Genomic DNA, 16,626 nt, shown 5'->3' on the forward strand with positions numbered 1-16,626 from the left:
TCGTGACTGCTCATGTGATCGTGCTCGCCAATGAAAAGGGCGGCACCGGCAAATCGACCACCGCCGTGCATATCGGCGTTGCCCTGGCGCTTGCCGGCAAGCAGACCGCGCTTATCGATCTCGACAGCCGCCAGCGCACCTCCACCCGCTATCTGGAAAACCGCTGGAACCACGCCCAACGCCACGGCATCACCCTGCCCGGCCCGGCTGCGGTTGTGGTGGCCGATGGCGACGGCGCCGAAGCCGAACTGGCGATGCGCTTCCAGCAGGCGCGCGGCCAAGATTTCATCGTGGTTGATTCGCCCGGCCGCGATTCGGCGCTGGCCCGCGCCGCCATGGCCCATGCCGACACGCTGGTGACACCAATCAACGACAGTTTCGTCGATTTCGATCTGATCGGCGAAGTGGATGGCGACACGTTCGAAGTGAAGAAGCCCAGCTTCTATGCCGAAATGGTCTGGGAAGCCCGCACCCGCCGTGCCCGTGAAGAAAGCCGCCCGATGGATTGGGTGGTGCTCAGGAATCGCCTCTCCACGCTTGATGCCCGCAACAAGCAGCGAGTGGGCGCGGCACTGGAAACCCTGTCGAAACGCATTGGCTTCCGCGTGCTGCCCGGCCTTTCGGAACGCGTGATCTTCCGCGAATTCTTTCCGCGCGGGCTCACCCTGCTGGATCGCGCCGCCCTCACCGACTTTTCATTCTCCCACGTTGCCGCCCGCAACGAATTGCGCGCCCTCATCGCCGGGCTGAACCTGCCCGGCGGGATCGAGATGGCGGCCTGATGGGCCTTGCCCTGATCGTTGTGCTCGGGCTCGCCTGGTGGCTGCACCAGAAGGGCCGGCTGCTGCCGAATCTGATGCTGTATGGCGGCCTTGGTATCGCCGGCCTGCTGGCCGTTCGCTTCCTCTCCAGCGGTCGTTTTGTGCCGGCCGCGCTGGTGGCGGCGGGCGGCTGGGCGTGGTGGATGTGGAATCAGCAGGGTGGACAGGCCAACGGCGAACTGACGCAGGCAGCGCGGCTGCTCGGCGTTGCCCCCGATGCTCCGTCCGAAACCATCTGGCAGGCGTGGCGCCAGGCGATGACCAGCGCCCACCCCGATGCCGGCGGCACGTCCGAAGCCGCCCAGGCCCTCACCGCCGCGCGCGACCTGCTGATCATGGCGGCCGAAAAGCGCCGGGACTTGGGCGACTGAGCGCCTGATGGCTGGCCACAACTTCCATCCCAGCCTGCTGCGCGCCTACGATATTCGCGGCATCGTGGGCGACACCCTGACCGAGGACGACGCCACTGCCGTTGGCCGCAGTTTCGGCACCATGCTGCGCCGCGCTGGCGGCCGCCCCGGAAATCCTCGCGTCTGCCTGGGCCGCGATGGCCGCGTGAGCAGCCGCGGCCTGGCCAACGCCGTTGCGGGCGGGCTGCTGGCGGCCGGCTGCGATGTGATCGATATCGGCCTTGGCCCCTCGCCGATGCTGTATTTCAGCGTGTTCGAAATGCGCGCCGATGCCGGCCTGATGGTCACCGGCAGCCACAATCCGCCCGATTGGAACGGCATCAAGATGATGCTGAACAGCGGGCCCTTCCATGGTGCCGATATTCAGGCGCTTGGCACCGTGGCAGCAGCGGGTGACTGGGAGACGGGTAGCGGTTCAGCCCGCACCGACGATATCATGGATCGCTATGTTGATGCGATGCTGGCCGATTTTCGCGGAAGCGCCTTCACCATCGCGTGGGATTGCGGCAACGGCGCCGCCGGCCCGGTGGTGGAACGGCTGACCCGCCTGCTGCCCGGCACCCATCATCTGCTGTTCAGCGACGTGGATGGCCGCTTCCCCAATCACCACCCCGATCCCACGGTGGAAGCCAATCTGGCCGATCTGAAACGCGTGGTGCGCGAACAGGGCTGCGATTTCGGCGTTGCCTTTGACGGCGATGCCGATCGGATCGGCGCGGTTGATGGCCAGGGTCGCGTGGTATGGGGCGATGAACTGCTGGGGATCCTTGCCGAGCCTGTCCTGCGGGAATTGCCCGGCAGCACCATCATCGGCGACATCAAGGCAAGCCAGGCCCTGTTCGATCGCATCGCCGCTCTGGGCGGTGTGCCCGACATGTGGAAGAGCGGCCACAGCCTGATGAAGGCCCGTCTGCTGGAACTGAACGCGCCGCTGGCCGGCGAAATGAGCGGCCATATCTTCTTCGCCCACCGCTGGCATGGCGTGGACGATGGCATATTGGCCGCCGTTCGCCTGATCGAGGCGGTGACGGCACTGGGCGGCTCGCTGACAGCGCTGAAAGACTCGATTCCGGCGATGATCAACACGCCCGAATTCCGCTTCCCCTGCCCCGAAACCCGCAAGTTTGCCGTCGTTGCCGAGGTGCTGGCCCGGCTGAAGGATGAGGGTGCCCGCGTGAACGAGATCGACGGCGCCCGCGTGATGCGCGCCGATGGCTGGTGGCTGCTGCGCGCGTCGAACACCCAGGATGTGCTTACCGCGCGGGTTGAAGCCAAGGATGCCATCGCCTTGACCCGGTTGCTGGCCGAGCTGAATGACCAGCTTGCCCTGTCCGGCGTGGAGCCCGTCGCTAACAGCCACTGACGGAGCGGGACAACACACCCCTTCCCCCGTTCCCGCCAATCCCCTAAGTCGCTGAAGCATGAGCATCTGGGCAACGTTGGCCGGCACGGCACTGGGCCTGGTGATCGGCGGCCCCTTGGGGGCGCTGGCCGGCGCGGCGGCGGGCGGTGCCGTGGATGCCATGCGGGCCCGCGCTACCAACCCGGAACGCCGCCGCGTCGCCTTCTCCATCGCCGCCATCGCGCTCGCCGCCAAGATGGCCAGCGCCGATGGCAATGCCAGCGCCGCCGAATTCGCCACCTTCCAGCGCCTGTTTCACGTCGATCCAAGCGAAGCCGGCAATGCGCGGCGCTTCTATGATCTGGCCAAGGGATCGATGGCGGGTTTCCAGGCCTATGCCATTCAGGCCGCCGATCTGCTCGGGCAGGGTTCGGCCACGCTGGAGGATCTGCTCGATGCGCTGTGGATGATTGCGGCGGTGGATGGCTTTCACGAAGCCGAGCTGGCCTTTCTGGGCGAAGTCGCCACCATCCTGGGCTTTGATGAAGCAGCCCAAGCCCGCATCCGCCGCCGCCACCTCGCGCCGGCCGCCGATGATCCGTGGGCGGTGCTGGGTGTGGAGCCGGGGGTAGATGCCGCTGCACTGCGCGGCGCCTATCACGCGCTGGTGAAACGCTATCACCCCGATCGCGCGCTGGCCGAAGGCGTGCCGTCGGAATTCATCCGCGTCTCCGAACTGCGCATGGCCGATATCAACGCCGCCTATGACCGGCTGACCGGAAGACGGCGATGAAACCCCTGCATCTTGCCATGATCCTCGCCATCGACGTGGTGTGGGGCTGCAACATCGTTGCCGTGAAGGAAGGCGTGATGAGCGCCGGGCCGTTCACGGCCGTTCTGCTGCGCTATGTCGTCGCCACGGCCGTCTGCCTGCCGTTCCTGCGCTGGCTGCCGGGGCGGATGGGGCTGATCCTGCTGGCCGGTTTTGTGTCCGGAGCGTTGTTCATGTCGCTGGGGGCGGTGAGCTTCGCGCTGGCCGACAATATTTCGGCCCTTTCCATCGTCGGGCAATTGGGCGTGCCGTTCAGCCTGATCCTCGCCGTCATCTTCATGAAGGAGGAAATCCGTTGGCCGCGCATCACCGCTATCGCCATCTGCTTCATGGGCGTGGTGGTGATGGGCTTTGATCCGGCGATCGCCAACGAACGCATCGGCATCCTGCTCACGGTGGGCGCAGCCTTGAGCTGGGCGGCGGGTAACCTCTTGTTCCGAAAGCTGCAGGGCGTGTCGGTGCTGGTCATCCACGGCTGGCTCGGCATCGTTGCCATCCCGATCATGGCCACACTGGCCTATGCGTTCGAACCCGCCAAACTGGCTGCCATCCCCGATCTGCCACTCAGCACCTGGGGCTGGATCGCCTATTCGGGCATCATGTCCAGCATTGTCGGTCACGGCGGGATGACCTGGCTGTTCCAGCGTTACCCGGTCGCCGTGGTCTCGCCGCTCACCCTGCCGACGCCGCTGATTTCGGTCGCCATCGCGGTGGCTGTGTATGACACGCCGATCACCGGCCAGATGATGGTGGGCGGGCTCTTGACGCTGGTCGGCGTCGCCATCATCACCATCCGCACCGCGCAACGCCGCGACAGCGACATGCCGGTGGAGCCAACATGATTCAGCGCGCCAGCCCCAATTTCAACGACCGGCAACTGCCGATCGGCATGGTGGTACTGCACTACACCGGCATGCAGAGCGGCGCCGAAGCCATCGACTGGCTGGCCAACCCGCAGTCCGGCGTTTCCGCCCATTATGTCGTCGCCGAAGACGGTACGGTGCTGCAAATGGTGGATGAGTCCAAGCGCGCCTGGCACGCCGGCCGCAGTTGGTGGCGCGGCGTGACGGACGTGAACAGCGCCAGCATCGGTATCGAGATCGTCAACCCCGGCCACGAGTTCGGCTATGTCCCCTTCCCCACCCCGCAGATGGACGCGGTGCACGCGCTGGTCGCCGAAATCTGCGCCCGCCACCGCATCCTGCCCGCCAACGTGGTGGGCCACAGCGACATCGCCCCCACCCGCAAGGAAGACCCGGGCGAGCTGTTCGACTGGCCCCGCCTTGCCCGCGCCGGCCTTGCGGCCGCGCCAAAGCCCTGCATGGACCCGAACTGGGCCGACATGGGCTTCATGGCCGCGCTGGGCCGCTATGGCTATGACGTGTTTGCGCCGCTTGAGGCCGTCATCGCTTTCCAGCGCCACCACCGCCCGACGAAGTTTGACGGCGTGATCGATGCGGAAACACGCACGATCCTGCGCGGGCTGCTGCTGGCGGAAGGGCTGTAAAAAAGCGGCCAGTGCCCGAGGGAGCACCGGCCGTGAGAGTTCCGCCGATGGTCCAACAGGGGGAAGGCCACCGTATTTGCGGGCGCTGGCAGGGCTGCCAGCCAGCGGGCCGGTGAAATTAGGCGGCCGGCCCGATCGGTAAGTTATGCCGTCAACCCACCAATATTGCAAGTCTGTAATGTTTGTCTGTGCCGATTCTCACACTGCGCCAGGCTTGCGCGCGCCCAGCGGCAGATCATGGCCGCCGAAATCAAGGGTGGACTTGGAAATCACGCTGCCCAGCGCATCGACGATCAGGCGCAGGCGGCGCTTGTCGGTGGCGAAGGTGAGGCGGAAGGTGCCGAAATCCGCGTCCACGCCGGCTTCCACCCACGAGGTGATAAGCCGGCCGGCCAGCATCGGCTGCACCTGTTCGGGGTTTAGTTTCAGCCCTTCGGCGATGGTTTCCGCCGAGACGGTGAAACTCTCACCACTGCCTTCGATTTCGATCATGCCGCTGCCTGTGGCGCGAATCGCTGCGTCATGGCAATGGCAAAGCGCGATCACGTCGTTGGGCGACCGCGTCAGGTGCAAATCTGCCGAGGAAAGTCCGGGCTCCACGGAACGCGGTGCCGGGTAACGCCCGGCGGTTCGGGGAAACCCGGATCAGGGACAGTGCCACAGAGAAGAGACCGCCGATGGCTCTGGCAACAGAGGACAGGCAAGGGTGAAACGGTGCGGCAAGAGCGCACCGCGCGATGGGCAACCAAAGCGGCACGGCAAACCCCACCGGGAGCAAGACCGAATAGGGATGGCGCGCATGTTTCGACATGCAGGGCAGGAACCGGCCCAGTCATCCGGGTTGGTTGCTGGAGGCGGCGGGTAACCGCCGTCCGAGAGGAATGGTCGCCCAGGGGTGCAAACCCTGGACAGAACCCGGCTTACAGGCGACGTGGTCCTTTCTGCCCGCAACGCGCAAGCGTTGCGGGCAGATGCTTAATGGGCCGCATCCATCAGCCGCTCCGCAGCAATGCCACCCCCGCGTCGCGCTCGAACAGATACAGCAGCACCCGCGCCGCCTGCCCCCGCGCCCCATCCAACCCGCCATCGCGATCAAGCAGCAACCGCCCATCGTCGCGCGCCATGGTAACGAACTTCTGCACGCGTTCCGGATCGGCAAAGCGAAACGCCTCCTCCCCCGATTGGCGCGTGCCCAATATCTCGCCGGCGCCGCGCAGGCGCAGATCCTCCTCGGCAATCCGGAAGCCATCATTGGTTTCGCGCATCAGCTTCAGCCGGCTGCGTGCGGTCTCCGAAAGCTCCTCGCCGCGCAGCAGCATGCACACGCTCTGCCCACTGCCGCGCCCAACACGCCCGCGCAACTGGTGCAACTGCGCCAGCCCGAAGCGCTCCGCTGCCTCGATGATCATCAGCGTGGCATTGGGCACATCCACCCCCACCTCGATCACCGTCGTCGCCACCAGCACGGCCAGCCGCCCGGCAGCGAAATCGGCCATCACCGCATCCTTGTCTGGCCCCTTCATCTTGCCGTGGACAAGGCCAACACGCCCTTCCCCCAGCCGCCCTTTCAGGAACGCCGCGCGGGTGGTCGCTGCAGCTTCATCCGCATCCTCGGTGCCATCGACCAACGGACACACCCAATAGGCCTGCCCACCGCCTTCGACATGGCGGGCAAGGCCGGCGGCGACATCCTCGAAGCGGGCGGTCACCCGCGTTTCGATGGGCTGGCGACCGGGCGGGCGCTCGTCGATCTGGCTCTGATCCATTTCGCCAAAGCGGGTGAGCGCGAGGCTGCGCGGAATTGGAGTGGCGGTCATCGCCAACACGTGCGGCGGCACCCGGCCCTTGTTGGCCAGCATCAACCGCTGGGCGACGCCGAAGCGGTGCTGTTCATCCACCACCACCAGGCCCAGATCATCATAGGCGACCGCTTCCTGGAAGATGGCGTGGGTGCCAACAAGGATATCGATCCGCCCCGCCGCCAGATCGGCCAGCAACGCCTCGCGCGCCTTGCCCTTGTCGCGGCCGGTGAGCAGTTCGATCCGCACCGGCAGACCGGCGGCGACCTTGGTGAGTGTCGCATGATGCTGACGGGCGAGGATTTCGGTCGGCGCCAGCAAGGCCGCCTGCGTTCCCGCTTCCACCGCGGTGAGCATGGCGATCAGGCCGACCATCGTCTTGCCCGAACCCACGTCGCCCTGCAGCAATCGCAGCATCGGTTGAGCCTGCGCCATGTCGCCGGTGATTTCGCCGATCACGCGATTTTGCGCATTGGTCAGTTGCCACGGCAGGCTGGCGATCAACGGCTGCACCAGCCGGCCATTGCCCGCCAATGCCCGCCCGCGCCGCGCCCGCGTATCGGCTCGCACCAGCAGCAGCGCCAACTGATTGGCCAGCAATTCGTCATAGGCCAGCCGGTCGCGCCCCCCTTCCATGCGGTGCGCGGCGTGGAGCGATTCGGTGAACGATGCCCAACCGTAGCGTTCGATGACACTCGGCTCGATCCACTCCGCCAAAGCCGGAACGCGCGTCAGCGCCTCGCCCACCAACTGCCCCATGCGGCGGTTGGTGACGCCTTCGGTCAGCGGATAAACCGGCTCGCGCAAACCGGGCGGTGCAGCGCTGTCCATCGCCAGCACTTCCGGATGGGCGATCTGCAGTTTCTGGCCGTACCGATCCAGCTTGCCGATCACCCGCTTTTCCACGCCGATCGGCAGCTTGGTCTGTGCCCAATTGGCGGTCTGACCAAAGAAGGTCAGGTCCACCCATTGGCCGCCACGATCCACCGCCGCCACGCGCAACGGGCTGCGCGGGCCGCCGCGCTCGTGGCGGGCCGGCGTCAGCGGCACCACCACCGGCCGGCCGACCAGGCTTTCGTCCAGCGTGTCCACCGCCAGCCGGTCGATCACCATCGTCGGCAGATGGAACGCCAGGTCGAGCGCCCGCGTGATCTTCAGTCGCGCCAATTGCCGCACCTGCGCCGAACCGACGCCCTTCAGCGCGGCCACTTCGGCGAACAGGGGGTTGAGGATGGCAGGGCGCATGATATGGCACCGTTGATAGCACCGCGCTGGCCGTTTGAAACGCCCGCGCGGCATTTGTGTTTGAAGGGCCTTGCCATGAACGACAACCAGATCGATCCGTGGGACCTGCGTATTCGCAAGGCCAAGTATCGCGCCAGCCATCGCGGCACCAAGGAATCCGATCTGGTGGTGGGCGGCTTCTTCGATCGCCATCACACGACGTGGGACGAAGCGGCGCTGGCCTGGTTCGAGATCCTGCTGGAAGAGCAGGATGTCGATATCCTGGCCTGGGCCTTCGGCACCGCCGCCGTTCCGCCCCGGCTGGAGGGCGCGCAGATGCAGCTGCTGAAGAAGCTCGATTTTGTCGAAGTGACGAAGTGATCGATCTGCCGCGCTTCGTCGAAGCCGCGCGGCCGGTGACGCTGGCGCGCTGTGCCGGCGGTTATCTGCCATGGCTGATGGCCGATGTGGCGCGCGCCGCCAAGGGCCGCGCCTGGTTCATCGCCGCAGACGAAGCGCAGGCGCGTTCCGTGGCCGAAGCCGCGGCGTATTTCGCACCCGAAATCGCCATCACCATGCTGCCGGCCTGGGATTGCCTGCCTTACGACCGCGCCTCGCCATCGCTGAAGGCCGCCGCCGAACGCGTCGCGGCGCTGGCGGCACTGGCTGAACCGCAACGGGGCGCCGAACTCGTCGTCACAACCGTCAACGCCATCAGCCAGCGCTGCCTGCCCACCGCCCGCATCGCCAGCCTGTCGGCGAGGCTGAAGCCCGGCAGCCGCATCGATCGCAACAGCCTGGCGCTGAAGCTGGCCGCCAATGGCTTTGTGCGCGTCGATACCGTGGTGGAGCCGGGCGAATATGCCCTGCGTGGCGGCCTGGTGGACGTGATGCCATCCGGCGAGGAGTTCGCGCTGCGGCTCGATTTCTTCGGCGACGAGATTGAATCCATTCGCCGTTTCGATCCCGCCACCCAGCGCAGCCTGGGCCCGGCGGACGGCTTTGACCTGCTGCCGGTCTCCGAAGTGCTGCTCGATGCCGACCGCATCCGCGCCTTCCGTTCGGGCTGGCTGGAAAAATTCGGCGCCACCGCCACCGGCGATCCGCTCTACGAAGCCGTCAGCGACGGGCGCCGCCTGGCCGGCATGGAACATTGGCTGCCGCTGTTCGAACCCGATCTCGTCACCCTGTTCGATTGGCTGGCTGCCGATGATGTGGTGGTGCGCGATGCGGGCGCGGACAAGGCCGCGGCTGACCGCTTCGACGCCATCAGCGATTATCACGAGAACCGCGTTGCCGCGTTGAGCCAGAAAAAGGGCAGTTACCGCCCGCTGGCGCCCGCCGCGCTCTACCTGTCGCGCGAGGAGTGGGCCGAGCGGCTCACCGCCCACGCCGTCCACGGCACCAGCTCGCACAGCGTTGCGCCCGGCACCTTGTTTGCCATCGATTGCGACGCCGTGCCGGCCCGCGATTTCGCCCCGGAACGCGTCGGCCAGGCCAATGGCGGCCCGCCGGTCTATACCGCGATCAAGGCCCATATCGAGGATCGCCGTGCTGACGGTGACCGGGTGATTCTGGCCAGCTACTCCAACGGCGCGCGCGAACGGCTGCGCGGCCTGCTTGTCGATGAAGGCGTCGAACGCCTCGTCACCGCCGATCACTGGCAGGAAGCCCAAGGCCTCGCCGCTGCCGGCCAGATCGTGCTCACCGTGCTGCCGCTTGATCACGGCTTCACCAAGATTGACCCGCGCGGGCCGCTGACACTGCTGACCGAGCAGGACATGCTGGGTGACCGCCTGGTCCGCAAGGCCCGCTCAGCGCGCAAGGCCGATGCCTTCCTCGCAGAACTGGCGATGCTCACGCCCGGCGATCTGATCGTCCACCGCGATCACGGCATCGGCCGCTACGACGGGCTGATGGCCATCGCCATCGGCGGCAAACCGCATGATTGCGTGGCGCTCAGCTACGACGGCGGCGACAAGCTGTATGTGCCGGTCGAGAATATCGACGTCCTCACCCGTTACGGCAGCGATAGCGAAGGCGTCGGCCTCGACAAATTGGGCGGCGTCGCCTGGAGCACGCGCAAGGCGCGGATGAAAAACCGCATCCGCGAGATTGCCGGCGAATTGCTGGCAACAGCGGCGGCGCGCGCCCTGCGCGAAGGCGAACCGGTGCAGATCGACAGCCACGGCATGGCGGCGTTTGTGGACCGCTTCCCCTATGCCGAAACCGATGATCAGCTCAAAGCCATTGCCGACGTGGTCGAGGATCTCACCTCCGGCCGCCCGATGGACCGGCTGGTGTGCGGCGATGTCGGCTTCGGCAAGACCGAAGTCGCCCTGCGCGCGGCCTATGCTGCCGCCATGTCCGGGATGCAGGTGGCGGTGGTGTGCCCCACCACCCTGCTGGCGCGGCAACATAACCAGAGCTTCCGCGAACGCTTCACCGGCCTTCCGCTGGAAGTACGGCACCTGTCGCGGCTGGTGAATGCCGCCGACGCCAAATCCTGTCGCGAAGGCCTGGCCGACGGAACAGTGGATATCGTTATCGGCACCCACGCCGTGCTGGCCAAATCAATCGAATTCAAACGGCTGGGACTGGTTGTTGTCGACGAAGAGCAGCGCTTTGGCGTCGTCCACAAGGAACGGCTGAAGGCGCTCAAGGCCGATGTGCACATGCTCACGCTCACCGCCACGCCGATCCCGCGCACGCTGCAGATGGCACTGACCGGCCTGCGCGAAATGTCGATCATCGCCACCCCGCCGGTCGATCGCCTCGCGGTGCGAACCTATGTGAGCCCGTTTGATGAAGTGGTGATCCGCGAGGCGCTGCTGCGCGAGCATTATCGCGGCGGGCAGAGCTTCTTCGTGGTGCCGCGCATCGCCGATCTGGCCGATATCGAACAATTCCTGCGCGAACAGGTGCCGGAAGTGAAGCCGATCACCGCCCACGGCCAGATGGCGCCATCGGAAGTGGAAGAGCGGATGAGCGCCTTCTACGACAAGCGCTATGACGTGCTGCTCTCCACCACCATCATCGAAAGCGGCCTCGACATCCCGTCCGCCAACACGCTGATCGTGCACCGGGCCGACCGGTTTGGCCTCGCCCAGCTCTACCAGATCCGCGGCCGCGTGGGGCGCGGCAAGACCCGCGCCTATGCCTATCTCACCACCGCCGCCGGGCAGACAATCACCGAAGGCGCCGAAAAGCGGCTGCAGGTGCTCTCACAGCTCGATACGCTCGGCGCCGGCTTCCAGTTGGCCAGCCATGATCTCGATCAGCGCGGCGCCGGCAATCTGCTGGGCGATGAACAATCCGGCCATATCAAGGAGATCGGCTTCGAACTCTACCAGTCGATGCTGGAAGAGGCGATCCTGGAAGCCCGCGCCGAAGCCGCCGGCATGAAGCCGCCCGCCGAAGCTTTCAGCCCCCAGATCACCGCCGAAGTGCCGATCCTGATCCCTGATCATTATGTGCCCGATCTCAACGTGCGCATGGCGCTCTACCGCCGCCTCAACGAGATCGACAGCCGCGCCGGCATCGACAGCCTCGCCGCCGAGATCATCGACCGTTTCGGCAAATTGCCATCGGAAGTGGAAAACCTGCTCTCCGTCATCGAAATCAAGCAAGCCTGCATCACCGCCGGCATCGCCAAGCTGGAAGCCGGCCGCAAGGGCGGCCTCGTCACCTTCCGCGACGACCGCTTTGCCAACCCCGATGCGCTGATGGATTATATCGCCCGCCTTGGCGAACGGGCAAAAGTGCGGCCGGATCAGAAACTCTTCATCGCCGCCGAGTGGGGCGATGACCGCACACGGTTGAAGGGCGCACTGGCCATCGCATCGGCCCTGAGCAAGCTCGCGGCCGGCGCAAAGCTGAAACCCGTGGCGAAACCGGCAGCAAAGCCGCTGCCGCCGCCGAAAGCGCCGATGCGGCCGGCGGTGTTCAAATCGAAGTTCGGCAAAAGATAGGTGGCCTCCGGCGGGCAGGGACGCAGTCCCTGCACCCGTTTGTTTTCGGGCGCGCCCGAAGGCCACGGACCGATCTGGCGCCGCAGGCAATTGTGCATTTGCCAAGCCGGTAAGGCCTAACAGTGATGGGCGATTTGCGATTGTTGCCTGCGGCAGCGCGCCCAACCGATAGAATAGTGCGCTGCCCTAAACGAACGGGTGCAGGGTCCTCGACCCTGCCCGCCGGAGGCCCTTCCTTCTTGAACCTAAGCCACGCTGCTCTTGGATTTGCGGCGGTTGCAGAAGGCCGTGAGCGCCGCCTGGTCGAGTGGCGGGGCGACGCAATAGCCCTGCACCCATTGGCAGCCGGCGGCGCGGGCGGCGGCGAGTTGCACGTCGTCCTCGATGCCTTCGGCCACCACGGTGAGGCCGAGGCGGCGGGCGGTGGCGATCATGCCTTCCACCACGATGCGTTCGCGTTCGTTCCCCGTCAGGCCGTGCGCGAAGCTGCGATCAAGCTTAATCGTGTCCACCGGCAGGCGGGCAAGGCGGGCGAGGCTGGAATAGCCGGCACCGAAATCATCCAGCGCGATGCCCACCCCGTCGCGGCGCAGGAGGGAGAGGGTGGCGGCGGCGGCGTCGAGATCGTTGATGATGGCTTCTTCGGTGACCTCGATCACCAGCCGGCGCGGCGATAGCCCCGAAGAGGCAAGATCCTTCGCCAGCGAATCGATGAATTCCGGATCGGCCAGATCGGCGGCGGTCACGTTCAGCGAAATCTTCAGATTGGCCAGCGCCCCGGTCCAGGCTGCGGCGGTGGCAATGGCACGCGAACGAATGTGACGACCAACGGCCAGCGCCAGTTCGGCCGATGCCGCTGTTTCCAGCAGGGTGACGGCCGAAAGCCGGCCATGCAGCGGGTGATCCCAGCGCGACAGCGCCTCCACCCCGCCCACCACGCCATCAGACAGGCTGGCTTGCGGCTGGAACAATATGGTGATGCCGCCATCCTTCAGGGCGCCGAACAGATCGGATTCCAGATCGGCGCGCCGGGCCAGCGCCTCGCGGTCGCTTTCCTGGTGGAAACGGGCGACGGCGCCGGGTTCACGCCCGCGGGCATCGGAAAGGGCGATGGAGGCTTCGCGCAGCAAGGCGGTGGCCACGCTGGCTGGATCGCCATCCATGCTGCCATCATCCCAGGCGATGCCGGCGCGGCCCGAAACATGGATCAGGCGATCATCGATGGCAAAGGGCCGTTCAAAGCCTCGCAGCATCTGGCGGGCCAGTCGCTCCAATTTGTCGGCAGCACCGGCACCCGAGATGCCGATTGCGTATTCCGCCGCGGTCAGGCGTGACAGCAGGCGCAATTCACCGCTGGGCGTACGGGAATCGGCAATCGGCCCCAGTCGTCGCGCGATTACCGCGAGCAGACGATCGGCGACATCGCGGCCATAGATGGTGTTGATCTGGGCAAAGCGGCCGACCCCGATGACAATCACCCCGCATGGGATTTCCGCTGCCCGCTGTTCGGCCAGCCAGTTTTGCAGGCGTTCGGCGCTGGCCAGGCCCGTCAACCGGTCTACCTCGCCGGAATCCGGCGGCAAGGGCGCAGCGGCGGCGGCGGCCAGGCGATCGGCATGGCGACCGGCCAGGTGCAGCGCCGTTGAAAAACTGTCGGACCCGAAGGGGGAGACCATCACCGATGTCGCGCCGGCATCGCGGGCGGCGCCAGCGACATCGGCATCATTGCGGGAGAGCAGCACCAGCATGGCACCGCGCCGGCCTTCCACCGCCGGGCCCAACGCCTGCGCCACGGCCAGACCTGCCGCTAATGCGCCGCGTGCATCCACCACCACCACCCGCACCGGTTCGGCGGCAAAGCGGCCGGCGGCCAGTTCGGGGCGGCGTTCCACCCGCGGGGCCTGGCCAGCAGACGCAACAAGTGCCGCCACGTCATCCGCGTAGCGGGGTGATACGATTAAAACCGGCTCGGCGTTCATTGCGCCCATGACGTCCAGAACCTGCCCCTGCTGTACGCTCTACACTGCATGCTTTGATGACGATCTACTCTGTGCCTGTCCAGCCCGACAATCAAGCGGCCGAAGCGTTAATGCGAAAAGCGCTTGCCAACCGATGCAGCCGTGCCACAGGCTCGGCTCATGTTTGGCGAAGGCAACAGCCCGGTGCGCGCACCGGAACGGCCGCTGGTCGATCCGTTCGGCCGCGCCATTACTTATCTGCGTGTCTCGGTCACCGATCGCTGCGATTTCCGCTGTGTCTATTGCATGGCCGAAGACATGACCTTCCTGCCCAAGAACGAAGTGTTGAGCCTGGAGGAGATCGACCGCATCGCCAGCGCCTTCATCCGGCGCGGCACCCGCAAGCTGCGGCTGACCGGCGGCGAGCCATTGGTGCGGCGTGGCATCATCGACCTGGTGAACAGCCTTGGCCGACACCTGAAGACGGGCGCACTCGAAGAACTCACGCTCACCAGCAATGGCAGCCAGATGGCGCGCCATGCCGAGGCGCTGTTTGCCGCTGGGGTGCGCCGCGTCAACATCAGCATCGACACGCTGGACGCTGAAAAATTCGCCCGCATCACCCGCTGGGGCCGCCTGTCCCAGGTGCTTGATGGCATCGCGGCTGCCACGGCCGCCGGGCTGAAGGTGAAACTCAACACCGTGGCACTGGCCCATGAAAATGCCGATGAAATCGAAGCGCTGATGCAGTTCGCCGCTGCCGGTGGCCATGATTTGACGCTGATCGAAACCATGCCGCTGGGCGAGATCGGCGAGGACCGGGTGGACCAGTATCTGCCGCTGTCGCGCGTGCGCCACGATCTGGCGCAGCGCTACACGCTCACCGATCTGCCGCACCGCACCGGTGGCCCGGCGCGCTATGTCCATGTTGAGGAGCTTGGCTTGCAACTGGGCTTCATCACGCCGCTCACGCACAACTTTTGCGAAAGCTGCAACCGCGTGCGGCTGACGGCGACCGGGCAGTTGTTCATGTGTCTGGGCCAGGAAGACCAGGCCGATCTGAAAACCGTGATCCGCCGGACTGGAACGGACGACGCCGCCATCGACGCCGCGCTGGATGAAGCCATCAGCCGCAAGCCCAAGGGCCATGATTTCGTGATCGACCGGCGCGGCGCGCGGCCTGCCGTGGCCCGCCACATGAGCCTGACCGGCGGCTGAGGACGACCAGACAATGAAGCTCGCGCTTATCGTTTCCGACAGTCATGTCGCTCGCGCGGCCGGCGACGCGCTGCGGGCAAAGTACGACTTCGTCCCAGTGCGAGAGGCCGATGTGGTGGTGGCGCTGGGCGGCGACGGCCATCTGCTGCACTGCCTGCACGAAGCCATGACGCTGAAGGCGCCCAAGCCGATGTTCGGCATGAACCGCGGCACGGTGGGTTTCCTGATGAACGATTTCAAGGCGACGAAACTGGAAGACCGGGTGGCCGCCGCCAAGCCGTTCGTTCTCCACCCGCTGCAGATGACCGCTACGACGACGTCGGGCGAAACCGTCACCCACCCGGCAATCAACGAGGTGTCGCTGCTGCGCGAAACCCGCCAGACCGCCAAGATCGGCATCATCATCGACGGCAAGACGCGGATGGAAGAATTGATTTGTGATGGCGTGCTGGTGGCGACGCCCGCCGGCTCCACCGCCTACAATCTGTCTGCAAATGGCCCGATCCTGCCACTGAAAGCCGATCTCCTCGCCCTCACCCCGATCTCCCCGTTCCGGCCCCGGCGCTGGCGCGGCGCGCTGTTGCCTTCGGCCAGCGTGATCGAATTCGAGGTGCGCGAAGCCGCCAAGCGGCCGGTGTCGGCCGTTGCCGATCAGATGGAAGTGCGCGACGTTGCCCATGTGAAGGTGGCGATAGACCGCAGCATCAGCCTGACCCTTTTGTTCGACCCCGAATACGCGCTGGACGACCGCATCAGCCTGGAACAGTTCGCGTCCTGATTTTTTGCCTTGGCAATCCCTTCTCCCCTCGCTAAGGGAGCGCTCCCACGCTGTTCCTCGGTAGCTCAGCGGTAGAGCATTCGACTGTTAATCGAATGGTCGTAGGTTCGATCCCTACCCGGGGAGCCAGCGTGGGAAGTTACTGGCTTGATGCTGCGCTGATGCAATTCAGACGCCCCCGCCAGTCCCGCAAATAGCCCCACAAAATCTCGGCTGCCTGGTCTGCGGCCACAAGGCCGGCGGTCCAGCTCTCGCCTTCATCACAGTCATTCAGCTGCTCAGTGCGCACTCCCAAGAGCGGTCGTCCGTTCATACCCCCGGAAGGACCGTTGAAGGACGGGAAATGGCGAGTTGGCTGCCGCTCCTCGCGGGGGCGCAGAATGACCGTCCATGCCAGCAACGGATATCCATGCGCCTGCTCGAGCGACGTCATGGAGAGGCCAGTTTGAGCGGGGTCCGGTCTGACCTGACCCCCTGATTTTCCTCCACGATCGATTAGAGTCCGGCCCTTGGAGAGGACGGACGATGAAGCGAACGAGGTTCACGGAAGAGCAGATCATCGGGCTTTTGAAGGAGGCCGAGGCGGGCGCGAAGACGGCTGATCTCGCGCGGCGGCACGGCGTGTCGGAAGCGACCATCTACAACTGGAAGGCCAAGTACGGCGGGCTGGAGGTTTCGGAGGCCAAGCGGCTGCGGTCGCTGGAGGACGAGAATGCCAAGCTCAAGCGGCTGTTGGCCGACACGATGCTCGATAACGCTGCGCTGA

14 protein-coding genes, 1 tRNA gene and 1 other RNA gene are annotated in these 16,626 nt (G+C 65.8%); 13 read left to right on the top strand and 3 right to left on the bottom strand.

Annotated elements, in window-relative coordinates:
• Positions 1-2 precede the first annotated feature (2 nt).
• From G566_RS0103070 to G566_RS0103095, 6 genes are read left to right on the top strand one after another with little or no spacing between them, the layout of a single operon-like run.
• Positions 3-782, top strand: a complete 780-nt coding sequence (locus tag G566_RS0103070) for a division plane positioning ATPase MipZ (protein ID WP_022679217.1) — start codon at positions 3-5, stop codon at positions 780-782.
• Positions 782-1,192 carry a J domain-containing protein gene (locus tag G566_RS14620; RefSeq protein ID WP_022679218.1) on the top strand — a complete coding sequence of 137 codons (411 nt, stop codon included), beginning with the start codon at positions 782-784 and terminating at the stop codon, positions 1,190-1,192. Before G566_RS0103070 ends, G566_RS14620 begins: the two co-directional genes overlap by 1 nt.
• 7 nt (positions 1,193-1,199) lie before the next feature.
• Positions 1,200-2,594 (top strand): phosphoglucomutase/phosphomannomutase PgmG, encoded by a 1,395-nt coding sequence (pgmG, locus tag G566_RS0103080; RefSeq protein WP_022679219.1) that lies wholly within the window; start codon positions 1,200-1,202, stop codon positions 2,592-2,594.
• A 58-nt stretch (positions 2,595-2,652) separates the two neighbouring features.
• Entirely contained in the window at positions 2,653-3,366 is a 714-nt protein-coding gene (locus G566_RS0103085; protein WP_022679220.1) for a J domain-containing protein, read from the top strand.
• Positions 3,363-4,247 (top strand): DMT family transporter, encoded by an 885-nt coding sequence (locus G566_RS13335; RefSeq protein ID WP_040605299.1) that lies wholly within the window; start codon positions 3,363-3,365, stop codon positions 4,245-4,247. The genes G566_RS0103085 and G566_RS13335 overlap by 4 nt, the downstream gene beginning before the upstream one ends.
• Positions 4,244-4,912 (top strand): N-acetylmuramoyl-L-alanine amidase, encoded by a 669-nt coding sequence (locus tag G566_RS0103095; protein ID WP_022679222.1) that lies wholly within the window; start codon positions 4,244-4,246, stop codon positions 4,910-4,912. Before G566_RS13335 ends, G566_RS0103095 begins: the two co-directional genes overlap by 4 nt.
• Positions 4,913-5,110: 198 nt before the next feature.
• On the opposite strand, the gene G566_RS0103100 is transcribed toward G566_RS0103095, so the two are convergent.
• Complete coding sequence (locus tag G566_RS0103100) at positions 5,111-5,404, bottom strand: DUF6522 family protein (protein ID WP_022679223.1); 294 nt, start codon at positions 5,402-5,404, stop codon at positions 5,111-5,113.
• 50 nt (positions 5,405-5,454) lie between these two features.
• Between G566_RS0103100 and rnpB the strand changes: the two genes are divergently transcribed.
• Positions 5,455-5,851, top strand: an RNA gene (rnpB, locus tag G566_RS14625) — RNase P RNA component class A.
• Positions 5,852-5,904: 53 nt separating this feature from the next.
• Here rnpB and recG read toward each other — a convergent pair.
• Positions 5,905-7,956 (bottom strand): ATP-dependent DNA helicase RecG, encoded by a 2,052-nt coding sequence (recG, locus tag G566_RS0103105; RefSeq protein WP_022679224.1) that lies wholly within the window; start codon positions 7,954-7,956, stop codon positions 5,905-5,907.
• Between the two features lie 3 nt (positions 7,957-7,959).
• On the opposite strand from recG, the gene G566_RS0103110 reads away from it, so the two are divergent.
• Together G566_RS0103110 and mfd are read left to right on the top strand one after the other, a co-directional pair.
• The gene (locus tag G566_RS0103110; protein ID WP_315474499.1) at positions 7,960-8,316 is read left to right on the top strand and encodes an FAD assembly factor SdhE; all 357 of its coding nucleotides are present in this window, start codon (positions 7,960-7,962) and stop codon (positions 8,314-8,316) included.
• The gene (mfd, locus tag G566_RS13340) at positions 8,313-11,906 is read left to right on the top strand and encodes a transcription-repair coupling factor (RefSeq protein ID WP_022679226.1); all 3,594 of its coding nucleotides are present in this window, start codon (positions 8,313-8,315) and stop codon (positions 11,904-11,906) included. The genes G566_RS0103110 and mfd overlap by 4 nt, the downstream gene beginning before the upstream one ends.
• A 245-nt stretch (positions 11,907-12,151) precedes the next feature.
• On the opposite strand, the gene G566_RS13345 is transcribed toward mfd, so the two are convergent.
• Positions 12,152-13,837, bottom strand: a complete 1,686-nt coding sequence (locus G566_RS13345) for a putative bifunctional diguanylate cyclase/phosphodiesterase (protein WP_156874404.1) — start codon at positions 13,835-13,837, stop codon at positions 12,152-12,154.
• Positions 13,838-14,044: 207 nt separating this feature from the next.
• Between G566_RS13345 and moaA the strand changes: the two genes are divergently transcribed.
• The 4 genes from moaA to G566_RS0103140 form a co-directional block, all read left to right on the top strand.
• The gene (gene moaA / locus G566_RS0103125) at positions 14,045-15,082 is read left to right on the top strand and encodes a GTP 3',8-cyclase MoaA (protein ID WP_022679228.1); all 1,038 of its coding nucleotides are present in this window, start codon (positions 14,045-14,047) and stop codon (positions 15,080-15,082) included.
• A gap of 13 nt (positions 15,083-15,095) precedes the next feature.
• The gene (locus tag G566_RS0103130; RefSeq protein ID WP_022679229.1) at positions 15,096-15,860 is read left to right on the top strand and encodes an NAD kinase; all 765 of its coding nucleotides are present in this window, start codon (positions 15,096-15,098) and stop codon (positions 15,858-15,860) included.
• 54 nt (positions 15,861-15,914) lie between these two features.
• Positions 15,915-15,989 (top strand) — tRNA-Asn (locus G566_RS0103135).
• Between the two features lie 396 nt (positions 15,990-16,385).
• On the top strand, positions 16,386-16,626 hold a 241-nt coding region (locus tag G566_RS0103140; RefSeq protein ID WP_022679230.1), incomplete at its 3' end, for an IS3 family transposase.

It is taken from the genome of Sandarakinorhabdus limnophila DSM 17366 (assembly GCF_000420765.1).
Classification (GTDB): Bacteria; Pseudomonadota; Alphaproteobacteria; order Sphingomonadales; family Sphingomonadaceae; genus Sandarakinorhabdus; species Sandarakinorhabdus limnophila.